Annotated in this window: 16 protein-coding genes and 1 tRNA gene; 4 read left to right on the top strand and 13 right to left on the bottom strand. The window is 71.4% G+C overall.

The genetic code is table 11. The features are described 5' to 3' along the window. Window positions 1-178 precede the first annotated feature (178 nt). The 8 genes from ACWFR1_RS10395 to pgsA form a co-directional block, all read right to left on the bottom strand. A complete protein-coding gene (locus ACWFR1_RS10395) occupies window positions 179-931 on the bottom strand; it encodes a YebC/PmpR family DNA-binding transcriptional regulator (RefSeq protein ID WP_453548754.1) in 753 nt (250 codons plus the stop codon). A 62-nt stretch (window positions 932-993) separates the two neighbouring features. After that, window positions 994-1587: a pyridoxal 5'-phosphate synthase glutaminase subunit PdxT gene (pdxT, locus tag ACWFR1_RS10390; protein WP_453548752.1), complete on the bottom strand. Its 594-nt coding sequence runs from the start codon at window positions 1585-1587 to the stop codon at window positions 994-996. Between the two features lie 6 nt (window positions 1588-1593). Further along, complete coding sequence (gene pdxS / locus ACWFR1_RS10385; RefSeq protein WP_024758566.1) at window positions 1594-2508, bottom strand: pyridoxal 5'-phosphate synthase lyase subunit PdxS; 915 nt, start codon at window positions 2506-2508, stop codon at window positions 1594-1596. 116 nt (window positions 2509-2624) lie between these two features. Next, window positions 2625-3167, bottom strand: coding sequence for a hypothetical protein (locus ACWFR1_RS10380; RefSeq protein WP_453548749.1), 543 nt, complete (start codon window positions 3165-3167; stop codon window positions 2625-2627). A gap of 11 nt (window positions 3168-3178) precedes the next feature. Further along, complete coding sequence (locus tag ACWFR1_RS10375; RefSeq protein WP_453548747.1) at window positions 3179-3820, bottom strand: N-acyl homoserine lactonase family protein; 642 nt, start codon at window positions 3818-3820, stop codon at window positions 3179-3181. 95 nt (window positions 3821-3915) lie between these two features. Further along, a complete protein-coding gene (locus tag ACWFR1_RS10370; RefSeq protein WP_453548745.1) occupies window positions 3916-5079 on the bottom strand; it encodes a glycosyltransferase family 4 protein in 1164 nt (387 codons plus the stop codon). Then, complete coding sequence (locus ACWFR1_RS10365; protein ID WP_453548743.1) at window positions 5076-6191, bottom strand: phosphatidylinositol mannoside acyltransferase; 1116 nt, start codon at window positions 6189-6191, stop codon at window positions 5076-5078. The genes ACWFR1_RS10370 and ACWFR1_RS10365 overlap by 4 nt, the downstream gene beginning before the upstream one ends. Continuing rightward, a complete protein-coding gene (pgsA, locus tag ACWFR1_RS10360; protein ID WP_317593807.1) occupies window positions 6188-6847 on the bottom strand; it encodes a phosphatidylinositol phosphate synthase in 660 nt (219 codons plus the stop codon). Before pgsA ends, ACWFR1_RS10365 begins: the two co-directional genes overlap by 4 nt. A gap of 275 nt (window positions 6848-7122) precedes the next feature. On the opposite strand from pgsA, the gene ACWFR1_RS10355 reads away from it, so the two are divergent. Together ACWFR1_RS10355 and ACWFR1_RS10350 are read left to right on the top strand one after the other, a co-directional pair. Next, complete coding sequence (locus ACWFR1_RS10355) at window positions 7123-9330, top strand: elongation factor G-like protein EF-G2 (RefSeq protein ID WP_453548740.1); 2208 nt, start codon at window positions 7123-7125, stop codon at window positions 9328-9330. A 184-nt stretch (window positions 9331-9514) separates the two neighbouring features. Then, the gene (locus tag ACWFR1_RS10350; protein ID WP_453548738.1) at window positions 9515-11173 is read left to right on the top strand and encodes a hypothetical protein; all 1659 of its coding nucleotides are present in this window, start codon (window positions 9515-9517) and stop codon (window positions 11171-11173) included. 104 nt (window positions 11174-11277) lie between these two features. On the opposite strand, the gene ACWFR1_RS10345 is transcribed toward ACWFR1_RS10350, so the two are convergent. After that, window positions 11278-11841: an HIT family protein gene (locus ACWFR1_RS10345; RefSeq protein WP_453548736.1), complete on the bottom strand. Its 564-nt coding sequence runs from the start codon at window positions 11839-11841 to the stop codon at window positions 11278-11280. A 65-nt stretch (window positions 11842-11906) separates the two neighbouring features. Between ACWFR1_RS10345 and ACWFR1_RS10340 the strand changes: the two genes are divergently transcribed. Further along, window positions 11907-12605, top strand: coding sequence for a potassium channel family protein (locus ACWFR1_RS10340; protein ID WP_453548733.1), 699 nt, complete (start codon window positions 11907-11909; stop codon window positions 12603-12605). 15 nt (window positions 12606-12620) lie between these two features. On the opposite strand, the gene thrS is transcribed toward ACWFR1_RS10340, so the two are convergent. The 3 genes from thrS to ACWFR1_RS10325 form a co-directional block, all read right to left on the bottom strand. Next, window positions 12621-14597: a threonine--tRNA ligase gene (gene thrS, locus ACWFR1_RS10335; RefSeq protein ID WP_453548731.1), complete on the bottom strand. Its 1977-nt coding sequence runs from the start codon at window positions 14595-14597 to the stop codon at window positions 12621-12623. 178 nt (window positions 14598-14775) lie between these two features. Continuing rightward, a complete protein-coding gene (locus ACWFR1_RS10330) occupies window positions 14776-16119 on the bottom strand; it encodes a hypothetical protein (RefSeq protein WP_453548728.1) in 1344 nt (447 codons plus the stop codon). After that, the gene (locus tag ACWFR1_RS10325; protein ID WP_453548726.1) at window positions 16119-16685 is read right to left on the bottom strand and encodes a DUF4365 domain-containing protein; all 567 of its coding nucleotides are present in this window, start codon (window positions 16683-16685) and stop codon (window positions 16119-16121) included. The genes ACWFR1_RS10330 and ACWFR1_RS10325 overlap by 1 nt, the downstream gene beginning before the upstream one ends. Window positions 16686-16805: 120 nt before the next feature. Between ACWFR1_RS10325 and ACWFR1_RS10320 the strand changes: the two genes are divergently transcribed. Further along, window positions 16806-17534, top strand: a complete 729-nt coding sequence (locus ACWFR1_RS10320) for an exonuclease domain-containing protein (protein ID WP_453548724.1) — start codon at window positions 16806-16808, stop codon at window positions 17532-17534. 60 nt (window positions 17535-17594) lie between these two features. Here the strand turns inward: ACWFR1_RS10320 and ACWFR1_RS10315 are convergent. Then, a tRNA-Val gene (locus tag ACWFR1_RS10315) sits at window positions 17595-17666 on the bottom strand. Between the last annotated feature and the right edge of the window lie 15 nt (window positions 17667-17681).

The following is a 17681-nucleotide window of genomic DNA, read 5'->3' as shown; positions in this document are numbered from 1 at the left end:
AACTCCCCCATGCGCCCCCCCCCCTGCCGCGGTCGACTTATTTTTGTTGGGTGGGTTCGGGCCTCCCTTCCACCGCCGGGGGGCGGGGGGGGGGTGTGTCCCCGTCGGCCCGCTGCGAAACAGCCGTGATCAGGCATGATCACCGCGATCCGGCAAGATCCGGCACGATCTGACGCGATCAGGCGTCGACCTTCTCCATGATCTCGTCGCTGACGTCGAAGTTGGCGAAGACGTTCTGCACGTCGTCGCTGTCCTCCAGCGCGTCGATCAGCTTGAACATCTTGCGCGCGCCCTCTTCGTCGAGCTCGACCTGCATGGTCGGGACGAAGCTGGAGTCGGCCGAGTCGTAGTCGATCCCGGCCTCCTGGAGCGCGGTACGGACCGCGACCAGGTCGGTGGCCTCGCTGATGATCTCGAAGGAGTCACCGAGGTCGTTGACCTCCTCGGCGCCGGCTTCGAGCACCGTCTCCAGGACGTCGTCCTCGGACAGCTCGCCCTTGGGGAGCACGACGACGCCCTTGCGGTTGAACAGGTACGAGACCGAGCCCGGGTCGGCCATCGAGCCGCCGTTGCGGGTCATGGCCACGCGCACGTCGGAGGCGGCGCGGTTGCGGTTGTCGGTGAGGCACTCGATGAGCACCGCGACACCGTTCGGGCCGTAGCCCTCGTACATGATCGTGGCGTAGTCGGCGCCGCCGGCCTCAAGACCCGCACCGCGCTTGAGCGCGGAGTCGATGTTCTTGTTCGGGACCGACTGCTTCTTCGCCTTCTGGACGGCGTCGAACAGCGTCGGGTTGCCGTCCAGGTCGGCGCCGCCCGTGCGGGCCGCGACCTCGATGTTCTTGATCAGCTTCGCGAAGAGCTTGCCGCGCTTGGCGTCGATCACGGCCTTCTTGTGCTTCGTCGTAGCCCATTTAGAGTGGCCGGACATCTGCCTGTCTCCTTCGCGTAACCCATTTCTGAACGAACCCCAGAGATCCTACCGGGGTCGAGTCACCGCGCCGCGCGCACCATGTCGACGAACAGGCCGTGCAGTCGGTGGTCCCCCGTGAGTTCGGGGTGGAACGAAGTGGCCAGGGCGTTCCCCTGCCGTACGGCGACGATGTGGCCGCCGTGCTCGGCGAGGACCTCGACCTGGGCCCCGACGGACTCCACCCACGGGGCGCGGATGAAGACGCCCTCGACGGGGCCGTCCTCGACGCCCGTGACGGTGACTCCGGCCTCGAAGGACTCGTTCTGCCGACCGAAGGCGTTGCGGCGGACGATCATGTCGATGCCGCCGAAGGTCTCCTGCCCCGAGCGCGGGTCGAGGATCTTGTCGGCGAGCATGATCAGACCGGCGCAGGTGCCGTAGACCGGCATGCCCGCGGCGATGCGCTCGCGGAGCGGCTCCATGAGGCCGAAGAGCGCGGCCAGCTTGGAGATGGTGGTGGACTCACCACCGGGGATGACCAGGCCGTCGACCTCGGCGAGCTCCTCGGGGCGCCTCACCGGCCTGGCCACGGCGTCAGCCGAGGCCAGGGCGATCAGGTGCTCCCGTACGTCGCCCTGGAGGGCCAGGACACCAATGACGGGAGAAGGGTTCATCGGTGCTTACCAGCCACGGTTGGCGTAGCGCTCGGACTCGGGGAGGGTGTCGCAGTTGATGCCGACCATGGCCTCGCCCAGGTTGCGGGAGGCGTCCGCGATGATCTTCGGGTCGTCGAAGAACGTGGTGGCCTTGACGATGGCGGCGGCGCGCTTGGCCGGGTCGCCGGACTTGAAGATGCCCGAGCCCACGAAGACGCCCTCGGCACCGAGCTGGCGCATGAGCGCGGCGTCGGCGGGGGTGGCGACACCACCGGCGGAGAACAGCACGACCGGCAGCTTGCCGAGCTCGGCGACCTCCTTGACGAGCTCGTACGGCGCGCGGAGCTCCTTGGCGGCGGCGAACAGCTCGTTGTTGTCGAAGCCGCGCAGCTTGGCGATCTCGTTCTTGATCTGGCGCAGGTGGCGGACGGCCTCGACGACGTTGCCGGTGCCGGCCTCGCCCTTGGAGCGGATCATGGCCGCGCCCTCGGCGATGCGGCGCAGGGCCTCGCCCAGGTTGGTGGCACCACAGACGAAGGGGGTCGTGAAGGCCCACTTGTCGGAGTGGTTGACCTCGTCGGCCGGGGTCAGGACCTCGGACTCGTCGATGTAGTCGACGCCGAGGGACTGCAGGACCTGGGCCTCGACGAAGTGACCGATGCGGGACTTGGCCATGACCGGGATGGAGACGGCGCCGATGATCTCTTCGATCATGTTCGGGTCGGACATGCGGGCCACGCCGCCGTCCTTGCGGATGTCCGCGGGGACCCGCTCCAGGGCCATGACGGCCACGGCGCCGGCGTCCTCGGCGATCTTCGCCTGCTCGGCGTTGACCACGTCCATGATCACGCCGCCCTTGAGCTGCTCGGCCATGCCGCGCTTCACGCGCGCGGTGCCGGTCTCGGGGGACTGGAAGGTGGTGGAAGGCGTGGTGGACACGGATACCTCACTCGTGAACAACAGGGGTTGAAGACAAGACGAGGAAACAGGCCACATGGGGTCCCCTGCAAGGGCCAATGTGGACCCGGTGGATCGTTTTCCCAGGTGACGGACGTTCAGGCCGGACGATCAGCAAGGGCCACAGGCGGCTCGTCGTCCATTTCGAAGGCCAGCGGGAAGGGCGCGTGGCCTGCGAGCCGGAACCAGCGGACCTTGCGGTGGCGGCGCAGGGCACGGGCGGCCCGTACGGCGTCGTTGTGGAAGCGGCGCGCCATCGGCACCCGGCGCACGGCCGCGGCCAGCTCCCCCGCGGCCTCGGGGCCGCCGGGCGCCTCCCGTACGACCTCCACCTGCTCGGGCTCGCCGAAGACGGCCCGCAGGGCCTGGCTGAGCTCGCTCTCCGCGACCTCCCGATGGTCCTCCTCGGCCTGCCGGGCGGCGTGCGCGGCCTCGTACAGCACGATCGAGGCGGCCGGGTCGAGGACCCCCGAGGTGGCCAGTTCCTGGGTGACCGAGGCCCGGCGCAGGAGCTGGGCGTCCAGGGCGGCGCGGGCGGCGTCGATACGGGAGTGCAGCCGGTCGAGCCGCCCGGCGGTCCAGCTGAGATAGACGCCGATGAAGATCAGCGCGACGACGGTCCAGATCAGGGTTTCGGTCACGGGCGCACAGGCTACCGGGGCGGCGGCAGCGTCCCTTCCCAAAGGTCACGGTCGTGGGCGAACAGGACACGGGCGGGACGGCCGGCGGCGAGCTCGGCGAGCCGGTCGAGCCAGGGCCGGTACGGCGTACCGAACTCGGCCGCGAAGTCGTACGCCTGCCCGGCGAGGACCGTGACCCGGTCCCCGTGGTCGAGGAGGACGGACTGGTGGCCTTCGGTGTGCCCCGGGGTCGGCACGACGAGGACGCCCGGGGCGATCTCGTGCTCGCCGTCGATCTCCTCGTACCGGACACCGGGAAGGAGCGAGTCGATGGTGTGGCCGCCGGCACGGGCGGCGGCGAGCTCGACGCGCTGGACGAGGACCGGGGTGGCGGGGAAGCGCTGGTTGCCGCCGATGTGGTCGAAATGAAGGTGGCAGTTGACGATGACGTCCACGTCCGCGGGCCGGACGGTCAGCGGCCTGCGGACCGGCCGGTAGTGGGCGTCGGTCTCGGGCGAGCCCATGCCCATACCGGTGTCGAGGAGGAACGCTCCGCGCGCGTGCCGCACGAGATATCCGAGGACGGGCTCCACGCGCGCGTGGGGCCCGCCCCACTCGGCGGCGGGGCGGGTGAAGTACCCGAGGTCGAGCCGGTGCACGGTGATCGGGGTCATCACCTCAGCCTGCCGGGCGCGCCGGAACGGCGGGGCGGGGTTCCGCCGGGGGCGTACGGGCGGGCGGGAGGCGGCAGGGACCGTAAGGCCCTCCTTCAGTCCCTCGCCGAGAGGCCCAGGCGGGCCCGGAGGCCGACTCGTTCGTCCGTGGCCACCGCCGCCGCGCCGTCCGTGACCGTCTCGTAGACGGCGAGGATGTCCGCGGCGACCGTGCTCCAGTCGAAGCGCCGTACGTGCGACGAGCCCCGGGCGCTGAGCTGCGCGCGACGGGGCTCGTCGCCGAGGAGCCGGATCGCCGCGTCCGCGAGCGCGTCGGCGTCCTCGTTGGCGAAGAGCTCGCCCGCACCGCCCTGGTCGAGGACCTGGGCGAAGGCGTCGAGGTCGGCGGCGAGCACCGGCGCGCCGGCCGACATCGCCTCGACGAGGATGATGCCGAAGCTCTCGCCGCCGGTGTTGGGCGCCACGTACACGTCCACGCTCCGCAGCAGCCGCGCCTTGTCCTCGTCGCTGACCATGCCGAGGAACTCCACGCGGGAGCGCATCTCGGCCGGCAGCGAGGCCACCGCCTCCTCCTCGTCCCCGCGGCCGGCGACGAGCAGCCGGGTCCCGGGCCGTGCGGCGAGGATCGTGGGCAGGGCCCGCATGAGGACGGGCAGTCCCTTGCGCGGCTCGTCGATCCGCCCGATGAAGCCGAGCGTCTCGCCCTGCCACTCCTTCTTCGGCTCTGCGCGGGCGAAGAAGTCCACGTCGACGCCGTTGGGGATGAGGACGGCGTCGCCGCCGAGGTGCTCGACGAGCGTCCGCCGCGCGTACTCGCTCACCGCGATGCGGGCGCTGATCTTCTCCAGCGCCGGCTGGAGGATCGGGTACGCGGCGATCATCGCCCGCGAGCGCGGGTTCGAGGTGTGGAAGGTCGCCACGATCGGACCCTGCGCCGCCCAGCAGGTGAGCAGCCCGAGCGACGGTGAGGTCGGCTCGTGGATGTGGACGACGTCGAACGTGCCGTCGTGCAGCCAGCGCCGCACCCGGGCGGCGGACAGGAAGCCGAAGTTGAGCCGGGCCACTGAGCCGTTGTACGGGACGGGCACGGCCCGGCCGGCCGAGACCACGTACGGCGGGAGCGGGGTCTCGTCGTCGGCCGGGGCGAGGACGGAGACCTCGTGGCCGAGCCCGATGAGGTGCTCGGCGAGGTCGCGGATGTGGAACTGGACGCCGCCCGGCACGTCCCAGGAGTACGGGCAGACGATCCCGATTCTCACGCGCTCCGCTCCCCCGCCCGGTCCGGGCGCAGGTCCCGGTCCTCGTCCTGGCCGCGGCTGCGGCCGTGGTCGTGGCCGTCGTCGTGGCCGTGGCCGTCGTCGTGGCCGTCGTCGTGGCCGCGGCCGTCGTCGTGGTTCCGAGCCTGGCCCTCGGCCTGCTTCTGACCCTGGTCCCGGCCCCCGTCCCCGCTCGGGCCCTGCCGAGCCTCGGGGCGTTCTTCCAGGTCCGCGAGCCACAGTCGTTGCAGCATGTGCCAGTCCTCCGGGTGGTCCGCGATCCCGGCGGCGAAGACGTCCGCCAGCGCCTGGGTCGCGGCGGTCGTCCGCTCGGCCCGGGTACCCGACTCGGGTACGTCGACGGGCGGATGGATCTGCCCCCGCATGACCGACGTCCCCTCGTCGTACCAGAGCGTCACCGGCAGCAGCAGTGCTCCCGTCTGCTGGGCGAGGATCGCCGGTCCCGCCGGCATCCGCGCCGTGTCGCCGAAGAACGAGACCTCGACCCCGGAGGCCGACAGGTCCCGGTCGGCGACCAGACAGATCAGCCCACCGGCCCGCAGCCGTCGCGCGAGCGTCCCGAAGGCGGAGCCACCGGTGTGCGGCAGGACCTCCATGCCGAGGGACTCGCGGTAGGCGACGAAGCGGTCGTACAGGGTCTCCGGCCTGAGCCGCTCGGCGACCGTCGTGAACGGCACGCCGAGCGTGCGGGTCACCCACACGCCCGCCAGGTCCCAGTTGGCCAGGTGCGGCAGCGCGATGATGACGCCCCGCCCGCTCTCGATCCCGTCGAGCAGGTGGTGGGCGCCCTGGATGTCGACGTCCTTCGCGACCCGTTCCGCGCTCCAGGTCGGCAGCCGGAAGGACTCCATCCAGTAGCGCATGTACGAGCGCATGCCGGCCTTCGACAGCTCGGCGAGCCGCTCGGGCGTGGCGTCCGGCACCACGCGCGCGAGGTTGGACTCCAGCCGCAGGACGCTCTTGCCGCGCCGCTTCCAGGTGAAGTCGGCGATCCGCCGGCCGAGGCCTGTCGCCACCGGCTCCGGCAGCTTCTTCACGGTCGACCAGCCGAGGCCGTAGACCCCGTCGGTCAGCTTGTCCTTCAGTGCGCTCACGAAGTCGCCTCGCTCCCCCTGGCCGCGGCGTCCGCCTCGGCCGACTCGCGTCGTACGGTCACCACGCGCTGCCCCAGGGTCACCGCGCTGCCGACCGCCACGATCCACAGGGCGATGGGTAGCAGCACCTGGACGCCGGGCACGCCGAAGGCGTGGAGTCCGGCGAGGCCGGCGGCGACCAGCGAGATGACGAGGCGCTCGGCGCGCTCGATCAGTCCGTTGACGGCGACCGGCAGGCCAATCGATTCGCCACGCGCCTTGGTGTACGAGACGACCTGGCCGCTCGCGAGGCAGAAGATCGCGACGGCGCACAGGACGTTGTCGTCGCCCGTGCCCGCGTACCAGAGCGCGAAGCCGCCGAAGATCGCGCCGTCCGCGACCCGGTCGAGCGTCGAGTCGAGGAACGCTCCCCAACGGCTGGAGATCCCCGCCTGCCGCGCCATGTTGCCGTCGACGAGGTCGGAGAAGACGAAGAGGGTGATGACGATCGTGCCCCAGAAGAACTCTCCCCGGGGGAAGAAGACCAGCGCACCGGCCATCACTCCCGCCGTGCCGATGAGCGTGACCGCGTCGGGGCTGACGCCCCGGCGGAGCAGAAACGCGGCGAACGGTGTGAGGACACGCGTGAAAAAGGCACGCGCGTACTTGTTCAGCATGGCCTTCCCGAGGTTCGGTGGGCCGCGCGGCCCCTATGACCACCGGCTCACCCATCGTAGCCACGCACGTGCCGCCGACGCGGCGGGCACCCGTCCCCGCCGCGTCGGCGTCCCTCCGAGGGTCGGTCCGTGTACGACGTATGGACGCGCCCCGAAGCCGGTGCAAAGCTCGAAGGACCACCGCGGGCACCCGCAGGAGCCGCACCGCGACACGCCACTCCCCCGCGGCACCCGTCGTACCGCCGCACCGTGCGAGCAGTCGGGAGGAACACATCATGGGTGACAAAGGGAACACCCCCACCGGGGCCGCCGGCAGGGCTTTGACGGCCGACCGTCCCGCGTCCGTACGGAACGTGGTGCTGGTCGGCCACAGCGGATCGGGCAAGACGACCCTCGTCGAGGCGCTGGCCCAGACCGCCGGGGCGGTCAACCGGGCCGGGCGCGTCGAGGACGGCGCGACGATCTCCGACTACGACGAGATCGAGCACCGCCAGCAGCGCTCCGTACAACTCTCCCTCGTCCCGGTCGGCTGGGACGGCTTCAAGATCAACCTCCTCGACACCCCCGGGTACGCCGACTTCGTCGGGGAGCTGAGGGCCGGTCTGCGGGCGGCGGACGCGGCCCTCTTCGTCGTCTCGGCCGCGCAGGAGGCCGATGCCGTCGCCGCCTCCACCCGCATGGTCTGGGAGGAGTGCGCCGCCGTCGGCATGCCCCGGGCCATCGTCGTCACCCACCTCGACACCGCCCGCACCGACTTCACCGAACTCACCGCCGTCTGCGCCGGTCTCTTCGGCCGTGACGACCCGGACGCCGTCCTCCCCCTCTACCTGCCCGTTCGCGGCGCCGAAGGAGCCGACGGGCACGCGCCCGTCACGGGACTCGTCGGTCTGCTCTCGGAGCGGGTCCTCGACTACTCGACGGGCGTGCGGCACGAGGAGGAGCCCGACGAGGGCCGGCGGGAGGTGATCGCGCAGGCCAGGGCGCGGCTCATCGAGGGGATCATCGCCGAGAGCGAGGACGAGACCCTCATGGACCGCTATCTCGGCGGCGAGGAGATCGACGTGAAGACGCTCGTCGACGACCTGGAGAAGGCCGTCGCCCGGGGCAGCTTCCATCCGGTCCTCGCGGCCTCCCCGGCCGCCGACGGCGGGACGCAGGGCCTCGGCACCCTCGAGCTCCTGGAACTGATCACCGGCGGCTTCCCCTCCCCCCTGGAGCACGAGCCACCCGCCGTCACCACGCCCGACGGGCAGCCCCGGCCGCCGCTCACCTGTGACCCCGACGGCCCGCTGGTCGCCGAGGTCGTCAAGACCGCCGCCGACCCCTACGTCGGCCGGATCTCCCTGGTCCGGGTCTTCTCCGGGACCCTGCGCCCCGACGAGACCGTGCACGTGTCCGGCCACGGCCTGACCGACCGGGGCCACGAGGACCATGACGTCGACGAGCGCATCGGCGGCATGACCTCTCCGTTCGGCAAACAGCAGCGCCCCATGTCGCACTGCATCGCGGGTGACCTCGCCTGTGTCGCCCGGCTGGGCCGCGCCGAGACCGGCGACACGATCTCCGCCAAGGACGACCCGCTCCTCATGGAGCCGTGGAGCATGCCGGAGCCCCTGCTGCCGCTCGCCGTCGAGGCGCACAGCAAGGCCGACGAGGACCGGCTCTCGCAGGGTCTTGCCCGGCTGGTCGCCGAGGACCCGACCATGCGCCTCGAACAGAACCAGGACACCCGTCAGGTGGTGCTGTGGTGCCTGGGCGAGGCCCATCAGGACGTCGTCCTGGAACGGCTCAGGGGCCGCTACGGGGTCCAGGTCGACGCCGTGCCGTACAAGGTGCCGCTGCGCGAGACCTTCGGCGGCCCCTCGGCGGGCCGGGGCCGGCACGTCAAGCAGTCCGGCGGCCACGGCCAGTACGCGATCTGCGAGATCGACGTGGAGCCGCTGCCGACGGGCAGCGGCGTCGAGTTCGTCGACAAGGTGGTCGGCGGAGCGGTCCCGCGCCAGTTCGTCTCCTCCGTCGAGAAGGGGGTACGGGCCCAGGCCGCCCGGGGCGTCGCCGCCGGATACCCGCTCGTCGACGTCCGGATCACCCTGCGGGACGGCAAGGCGCACTCGGTCGACTCCTCCGACGCCGCCTTCCAGACGGCAGGGGCGCTCGCGCTGCGCGAGGCGGCCGCCGAGGTCCCCGTCCATCTCCTGGAGCCGGTCGCCGACGTGCGGGTCCTCGTCCCCGACGAGTACGTCGGACCGGTCATGAGCGATCTGTCGGGGCGGCGCGGCCGGGTCGTCGGCACCGAGCAGTCGGGGCCGGGGCGGACCCTGGTCAAGGCCGAGGTCCCGGAGATCGAGATCGGCCGGTACGCGATCGACCTGCGCTCCGTCTCGCACGGCACGGGCCGGTTCGACCGCGCGTACGCCCGGCACGAGCCGATGCCCCCGCACCTGGCGGACCGGATCCGCGGCGAGGCCGAAAAACGCTCCTGATCCTCGCAGTTGACGGGGAGAAGGCCGAAAGCCGCCTGGCCGGCGCCGAACCGGCGGGCGGCATTCGGACGTGACCGCGCACTCCCGTGACGCATCAGCCGGTACCCGGTTACGCTGTGGTGCCCAGCTCAGAAGGTGTGCCGGGCGCGGCAGTTGGGAACAGCCCGCACAGGTACTCGCGGCGATGGGGGCGGCAGTGGCTTTCGACGGATTCGGACCCGGGGCACAGATTCCCCTCCAGGGATCGGACGGACGGACGGCGGCGACCCATGCCCTCGCCTCCGTCGCGTACCGCGACAGCCCGGTCGAGGTGATCCTGGAGGCCAACAACGACCTGCACAAGTCGACGGTCAAGGAAGGGAGATGGAACAAGCTCTTCCACCCCGACCTCGGCGAGGCCTTCTCCCGCGCGGTCCAGGTGCGCATGCTCGGCGGCGGCCGCAAGGCCCTCATCCAGTCCTTCGGCGCCGAACCCCAGCCGGTGGTCGAGCACTGCCTCGCCGCCTCCCGGATCCGCCGGCAGCGCGACATCCGGCTCACCATGGTCACCTTCTTCTGCGGTGTCCTCTTCCTGCCCGGCCTGCTCCTCTGGCTCGGCGTCATCCAGCTCCGCCGGATCGCCGCCGGCTCCGCGAACAGGCGCACCAGCGCGGTCGGCACCGCGCTCCTCGTCGCGGCCGGCCTCTTCGCGCTCCTCGTCCTCGTCAAGCTGCCCTTCGACGGGCTCCTGCCGAACTACCTGCGCGCCATGATCGTGGCTCCGGTCGTCGGCTGGTTCCTCGCGCGCCAGATCTGCGAGAAGACCGCCGTCGCCCTGCGCGAGCAGTGGACGTCCCTGCTGAGCGGCGGCGGCGCCGGCCCGAAGATCCCCGAGGCCGTGCCCCAGGATCCGACCGAGAAGGCCGCCGAGGCCCTCCGGCTGAACCTGGAGAAGCTCTCCGCCGAGCAGCAGTCCAACATCGTCTTCTACGCGGGCACGAAGGGCATCCTCGGCATGGGCACCCGCTGGGGCAGCTGGACCCTGGCCGAGGAGCTCGTCCCGCAGCCCGGCCGGGAGATCCACGACTTCCGCGCCTGGGACGTCATACGGAAGATCCACGACCAGCTCACGCTCCTGGAGCGCGGCTCCCTCAAGACGGGCTTCCCTAAGCCGACCGTCAAGCACTGGATCGTCTCCCCGGTCGGCGAGGGCGCCGACGAGGTCACGCGCCCCGAGGGCGACAGCATCGTCCACTACCAGGTCAAGCCGCACGAGATACAGCGCATCTGCAACGACCAGCAGTTCGGCGCCGGCAACCGCCACTACCTCGGCGTGCAGTTCACCCTGTGGGACGGGAACCTCGTCCTCACGATGCTGGTCACCGTCACCTCGCTCCACCACACCCTGCGGGTCGAGGTCACCGGCCACGCCCTGGGGCCCGTGCACTCCCTCTTCACCACGAAGCCCAAGGCGAAGACCAAGGAGGTCTCGAAGGCCGTCCGCTTCTGGGAGACGCGGGAGATCCAGCAGCCGCTGATGGAGACCGACGAGGTGGTCAGGCTCGCGGTGCGCGCCCCGCTCTCCTGGTACCCGCCGCTCCTGGACTTCCTCGGCGGCAAGGTCGTCCTGCCGGAACCCTTCGGCCTCCGCCACGCCTGGGCGGGCCCGCTCTGGAAGAACCGCTTCATGGCCGACGACGCCATCCGCATGGCCACGCCGGTGCTGCGGGCCGTCCACTCCGCGACCGTGAAGATGCTCGACGACCACGGTGTCGACACGGAGCGCTTCACCAACCGCTCACTGTTCCTCGGCGGGGCCGTCCAGGACCCGGGCCCGAAGAAGGCCGACGTCTACGACGCCTGACGGGGGCGGCGCCTGACGACGGGCGGCGCCTGACGGGGGCGCGCTCCCGAGCCACCACGGAAACGGCCCGGGCCACTCGGCCCGGGCCGTCGCGCGCGTACGGATCAGACGGTGGCCGGCCAGGCGTCGGCCAGCATCTTCCGGGTGTCGGCGAGCAGCTGCGGAAGCACCTTGGTGTGCCCGACGACCGGCATGAAGTTGGTGTCGCCGCCCCAGCGCGGCACCACGTGCTGGTGCAGGTGCGCGGCGATCCCGGCGCCCGCGACGGCGCCCTGGTTCATGCCGATGTTGAAGCCGTGCGCGCCCGACGCCGTCCGCAGCGCGACCATCGCGCGCTTGGTGAAGTCGGCGAGCTCCGCCGTCTCCGCCACGTCCAGGTCCGTGTAGTCGGCGACGTGCCGGTACGGGACGACCATGAGGTGGCCGCCGTTGTACGGGTACAGGTTGAGGACCGCGTACACGCTCGCGCCGCGGGCGATCACCAGGCCGTCCTCGTCGGACTTCGACGGAATCGAGCAGAAGGGGCAGCCGTCGTCGGCCCCCGGCCCGGTCGGCTTGTTCTCGCCCTGGATGTACGCCATCCGATGAGGCGTCCACAGGCGCTGGAACGCGTCCCGCGTCCCGACTCCGATCTGCTGCTCCGGCTCAGTCGTCATGCTGTGCAGCATATTGCGTCGCCCGTTCGGAACGTGTCGTCGGGGCGGAAGATCCATGCAGCCGCCATGCTGATCCGATGAGCGAAAGGCCACCGAAAACGCCTCGCCAGGAACGCTGGGACCACCACATGGTGACCCCGCTCGCCGTGGCTTCCGTCGCCTATCTGGCGGGGTACGCGATCCAGGTCCTCGGCCACCACGATCTCCCCCAGGCCTGGCTCGACCTCTGCCTCGCGATCACCCTCGCCTCCTGGGCCGTCTTCATCGCGGACTACGCGGTACGGCTCCTCCTCAGCGGCCAAGGCCCGCTCCGCTTCGTCCGCACCCACCCCCTCGACACGGTGGTCCTGCTGCTGCCCCTGCTGCGGCCGGTGCGGATGGTCGACATCTACGACCGGATCCAGCGCCGCCAGGAGAAGCCGCGGCTCAGTCTCTACGCGCGCGTGATGGTCTACTCCGGCCTCACCACGACCCTGCTCGGCTTCGCGGGAGCGCTCACCGTCTACAAGTACGAGGTGAACGCCCCGGGCGCCTCGATCCTCACCTTCGGCGACGCGGTGTGGTGGACCTGCGCCACACTCGCGACGGTGGGGTACGGGGACGTCACCCCGGTGACCCCGATGGGCCGGCTGACCGCGGTGGGCGTGATGGGCTGCGGGCTCGCCCTGCTCGGCGCGGTGACGGGTTCGTTCTCGTCCTGGCTGATCCAGTCGTTCACGCGGGAGGACGAGCGGGAGGACGCGAAGAGGCCCCAGGGGAGCTCCCCGGGGGCCTGATCACACGCGAGGCCGTCAGACCTGGACGCGGTCCTCGACGACCTTGGCGATCTTGGCGATGGCCTCGTCTACGGGGATGCCGTTCTCCTGCGAACCGTCGCGGTAGCGGAAGGAGACGGCACCGGCGGCCATGTCCTCGTCACCAGCGATGATCATGAACGGGACCTTCTGCTTCTGCGCGTTCCGGATCTTCTTCTGCATGCGGTCCGAGGACGAGTCGACGTCCACGCGCAGGCCCTGCTTCTTCGCCTTGGCGGCGAACTCGTGCAGGTAGTCGACGTGGGCGTCGCCGATCGGGATACCGGTCGCCTGCACCGGCGCCAGCCACGGCGGCATGGCACCCGCGTAGTGCTCGAGGAGCACCGCGAAGAAGCGCTCGATCGAACCGAACAGCGCGCGGTGGATCATGACCGGGCGCTGCTTGGTGCCGTCCGGGGAGGTGTACTCCAGGTCGAAGCGCTCCGGCAGGTTGAAGTCGAGCTGCACGGTCGACATCTGCCAGGTACGGCCGATGGCATCCCGCGCCTGCACCGAGATCTTCGGGCCGTAGAAGGCGGCGCCGCCCGGGTCGGGGGTCAGCGGGAGGCCCTGCTTCTCGGCGACCTGCTGGAGGACCGCGGTGGCCTCCTCCCAGACCTCGTCCGAGCCGACGAACTTCTCCGGGTCCTTGGTGGACAGCTCCAGGTAGAAGTCGTTCAGACCGTAGTCGCGCAGCAGGTTGAGGACGAAGGTGAGGGTCTTGTCCAGCTCCTCCGCCATCTGCTCGCGGGTGCAGTAGATGTGCGCGTCGTCCTGGGTGAAGCCCCGGGCCCTGGTCAGGCCGTGGACGACACCGGACTTCTCGTACCGGTACACGGTGCCGAACTCGAACAGGCGCAGCGGCAGCTCACGGTAGGAGCGCCCGCGCGCGTCGAAGATCAGGTTGTGCATCGGGCAGTTCATGGGCTTGAGGTAGTAGTCCACGCCCTCGTCGAGCTGCATGGGGGGGTACATGCCCTCGGCGTACCAGTCGAGGTGGCCCGACTTCTCGAACAGCTTGCCCTTGGTGGCGTGCGGCGAGTAGACGAACTCGTAGCCCTCCTCCTCGTGGCGCTTGCGCGAGTAGTCCTCCATGACCCGGCGGATGATGCCGCCCTTGGGGTGGAAGACCGCCAGGCCGGAGCCGATCTCGTCCGGCACGGAGAAGAGGTCGAGCTCGTTGCCGAGCTTGCGGTGGTCACGCTTCTCGGCCTCGGCGAGGAAGTCGAGGTGCGCCTTCAGCTCGTCCTTCGAGGGCCAGGCGGTGCCGTAGATGCGCTGGAGCATCGGGTTCTTCTCGCTGCCGCGCCAGTAGGCGGCCGCGTTGCGCATGAGCTTGAACGCCGGGATGTTCCGGGTGGTCGGCAGGTGCGGACCGCGGCAGAGGTCCTTCCAGCACAGCTCGCCGGTCTTGGCGTCGAGGTTGTCGTAGATGCTCAGCTCGCCGCCGCCCACCTCGACGCTGGCGCCGTCGTCGGTGGAGGCGGAGCCCTTGATGCCGATGAGCTCCAGCTTGTACGGCTCGTCGGCGAGCTCCTCGCGGGCGGCCTCGTCGGTCACCACGCGGCGGGAGAAGCGCTGGCCGCGCTTCTGGATCTCCTGCATCTTCTTCTCGATGACCTTGAGGTCCTCGGGAGTGAAGGGCTTCGCGACGTCGAAGTCGTAGTAGAAGCCGTCCCGGACCGGCGGGCCGATGCCCAGCTTGGCCTCGGGGAAGAGTTCCTGCACGGCCTGGGCCATGACGTGGGCGGTGGAGTGGCGCAGGATGTCGAGACCGTCCGGGGAGGAGATCTCGACGCCCTCGACGACATCGCCCTCGGCGAGCTCGTACGAGAGGTCCTTCAGCTCGCCGCCGACACGGGCGGCGATGACGGTGCGGTCGTCGGCGAAGAGGGCACCGGCGGTGGTGCCCGCGCTCACCGCCCTCTCCTCTGCCTCGGAGGCGGACTGGACGGTCACACGGACTTCAGACACTGGTGTTCTTCTTCCCTTGGGGCGCAGGCAGGCACGAGGTGCCGGCGCCGACGGTGCGCGACAGAGACGAGGTGCCGCGTCGCAGCCGATCTTACCGAGCCGACCGGTCCGCCCGCGAAACGGTTTCCGCGCCCCGCCTCCCCCGCTCCCCGCCTACCGCTGCCTCTCCCCCTCGCCCTCACCCCTCGTCCGGGCCGCACGCCTCCTCGAAGAAGTCGAGGTTCTCGTGGAGCGACTTCATCAGCCGGTCCCGTTCCGCCTCGTCGACCTGGACGGGGACGACCCCGGAGGCGTCGGTCAGTCGCCGGAAACCGCCCCGGCTCTCCAGCCGGCCCACGACCCTGATCGGCAGCCCGACGAGATGGGCGTGGACGGCGGTGCGGTACGCCTCCTCGCCGAGGGTGACGCGGACGTGCGGGACCTCCGCCCCGCCGAGGACCCGCAGCCGGACGGTGCCCTCGCCGCGCGGCCCCGAGCGGCGCATGCGGACGACGGCCCCGGTGAGACGGACCGGTACGGACGGCTCGTCGGTCAGGTAGCGGGCGCTCGCCTCGCGCAGGGCGGGCAGGTCGCCCGGCGAGAACTCGACGGGTTCGGGCCGGGCGGCGCACCCCTCGGGCGCTCCGGCGGCCGGGGCCCATTCGAGGGCGATCCTGGCCCCCTCGGTGCCCCGGACCAGGGCGATGACGGCCTCGGTGAGCTCGCGGCTGACCCCCGCCTCGACGGCGGCGTCGAAGGCCTCCATTCCGCCGGTGGCCCGCTGGTAGTCGGTGGCCTCCCGCGCCGCGTAGAGCGCGTGGTAGAGCCGGACGGCGATGGGGCGGCCCGGTTCGACGGGCAGGAAGGCGGTCAGGCCGCGCCCGCCGGGGGCGGCGCCCACGACGACGGTCTCCAGGGACGCCTGTGCTGGGCGGCGGTGGCGGGCACCGTGGTAGCCGGCCCGTCCGCGCACGGCGAGGGCGCCCGCGAGGAGCAGCTGGCGGGCCGCCGACCTGAGCTGTTCCTGCACGGTCCAGGGGACCGTCCCGGCCGGCCCCGGCGGTACGTCGCGCCACCAGCGGATCTCGTCGCTGGGGACGGTGAGGCCGGTGAGGACCTCGCGCGCGGAGGGCGTGCCGCTGTGGGCGAGGGCGGCGAGCGCCTCGCCGAGCAGGTCCTCGCAGTCCGGGAAGGCCCGGCTCTCCGGGACGAGCAGGCTGGTGCCGCCCCTTCCCGTGCCGCCGCCCGGACCGCCGGGCGGGGTCCAGCGGCTGTAGCGCCCGGCCGCGCCGCCGCGCCGCCGCCAGCCGTGGCGGGCGAGGAGGGCGCCGAGGACGCGCGGGTCGACCCGCCCGGGGTCGGGCGGGCCCTGTGTGTCGGCCCAGGGCCCCGCGGGCGGTGCCGGGATCCCGGTCCAGGGCCCGGGGGTGTCACCGGGCGCCGGGTGGGGACGGTAGGGCGGCGGTACGGAGCCGGAGCCCCGCCCGCCGCCCTCGCCACCCGCTCCGTACCCGCCGTCCGGGTCGTCGATCGGTCGGTGCATCAAGGTCTCCCTCCCACGCCGACCCGGGTCATGATCTCGCAGAGCGCCCGGTCGTCGAAGATCCGTGCCGTCGGGACGCGCACCGTGGTCCGGCGGCGTCCCGTGACCGGGTGTCCGGCCAGGTTGATCCAGTAACAGCAGTGCCGCAGGTCGAGCCGGTCGTGGCTCGCCCTCAGCCAGTCCTCCTGCGTCCTCGGGGCGAGCATCACGACCAGGATCTTGTGCACGGACACGGGAGTCCGGGCGAGCTTCACCAGGTGGTCGTTGTCGAGGGTGAACGAGAAGGCGTTGCCCGGCGGGTGCGGCGGTATCTGGTAGGTGCACTTCAGCTGCACCTTGATGGTCACTTCGTCGTCGACGGTGTGGGCGGGAGAGCCGTGGCTCACGTGCCAGTCGATGCCGTTGTCCGGAAAGGGCTGGGACAGTGAACAGCCGGCCGCCGCGGCGACCGCGTGGAGGTAGCCCACCTGGAGGGTCTCCATGCAGGCGGTGGTGGCGAGTGAGCCGCGCGTCGTTGCTGCCCGCTGGGGCGGCAGCCCTCCCGACTCGGGCTGGGCGAGCGCCATGTCGATTTCCTTCCCCGTCCCTGGTGTTGTGACCGGTCCGCGTACGGCGCAAACAGTCCGGGTATCACCGTTTCGGGCAGGGGGTTGGCCATCTGCCGCTGGGGTGCGAGGAGTTCGGGGATGACGACGCACTGGTACGAAGGGCCCCTGGCCGCTTTCGACACGGAGACCACGGGAGTCGACGTCGAGGAGGACCGGATCGTCTCGGCCGCCCTCGTCGTGCAGGACGCGGCCGGGGCGCGTCCTCGCGTGACGCGCTGGCTGGTCAATCCGGGCATAGCCGTGCCCGAGCAGGCCACCGCGATCCACGGCCTGACGGACGATCACCTCCAGCGGAACGGCCGGTGGCCGGCTCCGGTGATGGAGGAACTGGCACGGGCGCTCGCCGAGCAGACCGCCGCGGGGCGGCCGCTCGTGGTGATGAACGCACCGTTCGACCTGACGATGCTGGACCGGGAGCTGCGCCGGCACCGGGCGTCGTCGCTGGGGACCTATCTGGCGAGTTCGCCGCTGTGCGTGCTCGACCCGCGGGTCCTGGACAAGCACCTGGACCGGTACCGCAAGGGCCGCCGCACGCTCACCGACCTCTGCGCGCACTACGAGGTGGAGCTGACCGGGGCGCACGACGCGGCGGCGGACGCGACGGCGTCGCTGGAGGTCGTACGGGCGGTGGCGCGGCGCTTCTCGTCCCGTCTCGAGCGGCTGACCCCGGCGGAGCTCCACACGCTCCAGGCGGTGTGGCACGCGGCCCAGGCGCGTGGGCTCCAGGCGTGGTTCACACGGCAGGGGACGCCGGAGACGGTGGACCCGGCGTGGCCGCTGCGGCCGGAACTGCGCACGGCGGCCTGAGGGTTGAGGCCACGGAATGACAAAGGCCGGTCCGTCTTTCGACGGACCGGCCTCTCCCGGTGGGCGATACTGGGATCGAACCAGTGACCCCTTCGGTGTGAACGAAGTGCTCTCCCGCTGAGCTAATCGCCCGGGAACGGGTTGAAC

The organism is Streptomyces sp. NPDC055103 (genome assembly GCF_053607625.1).
This window is presented reverse-complemented; position numbering and strand designations above follow the sequence as displayed.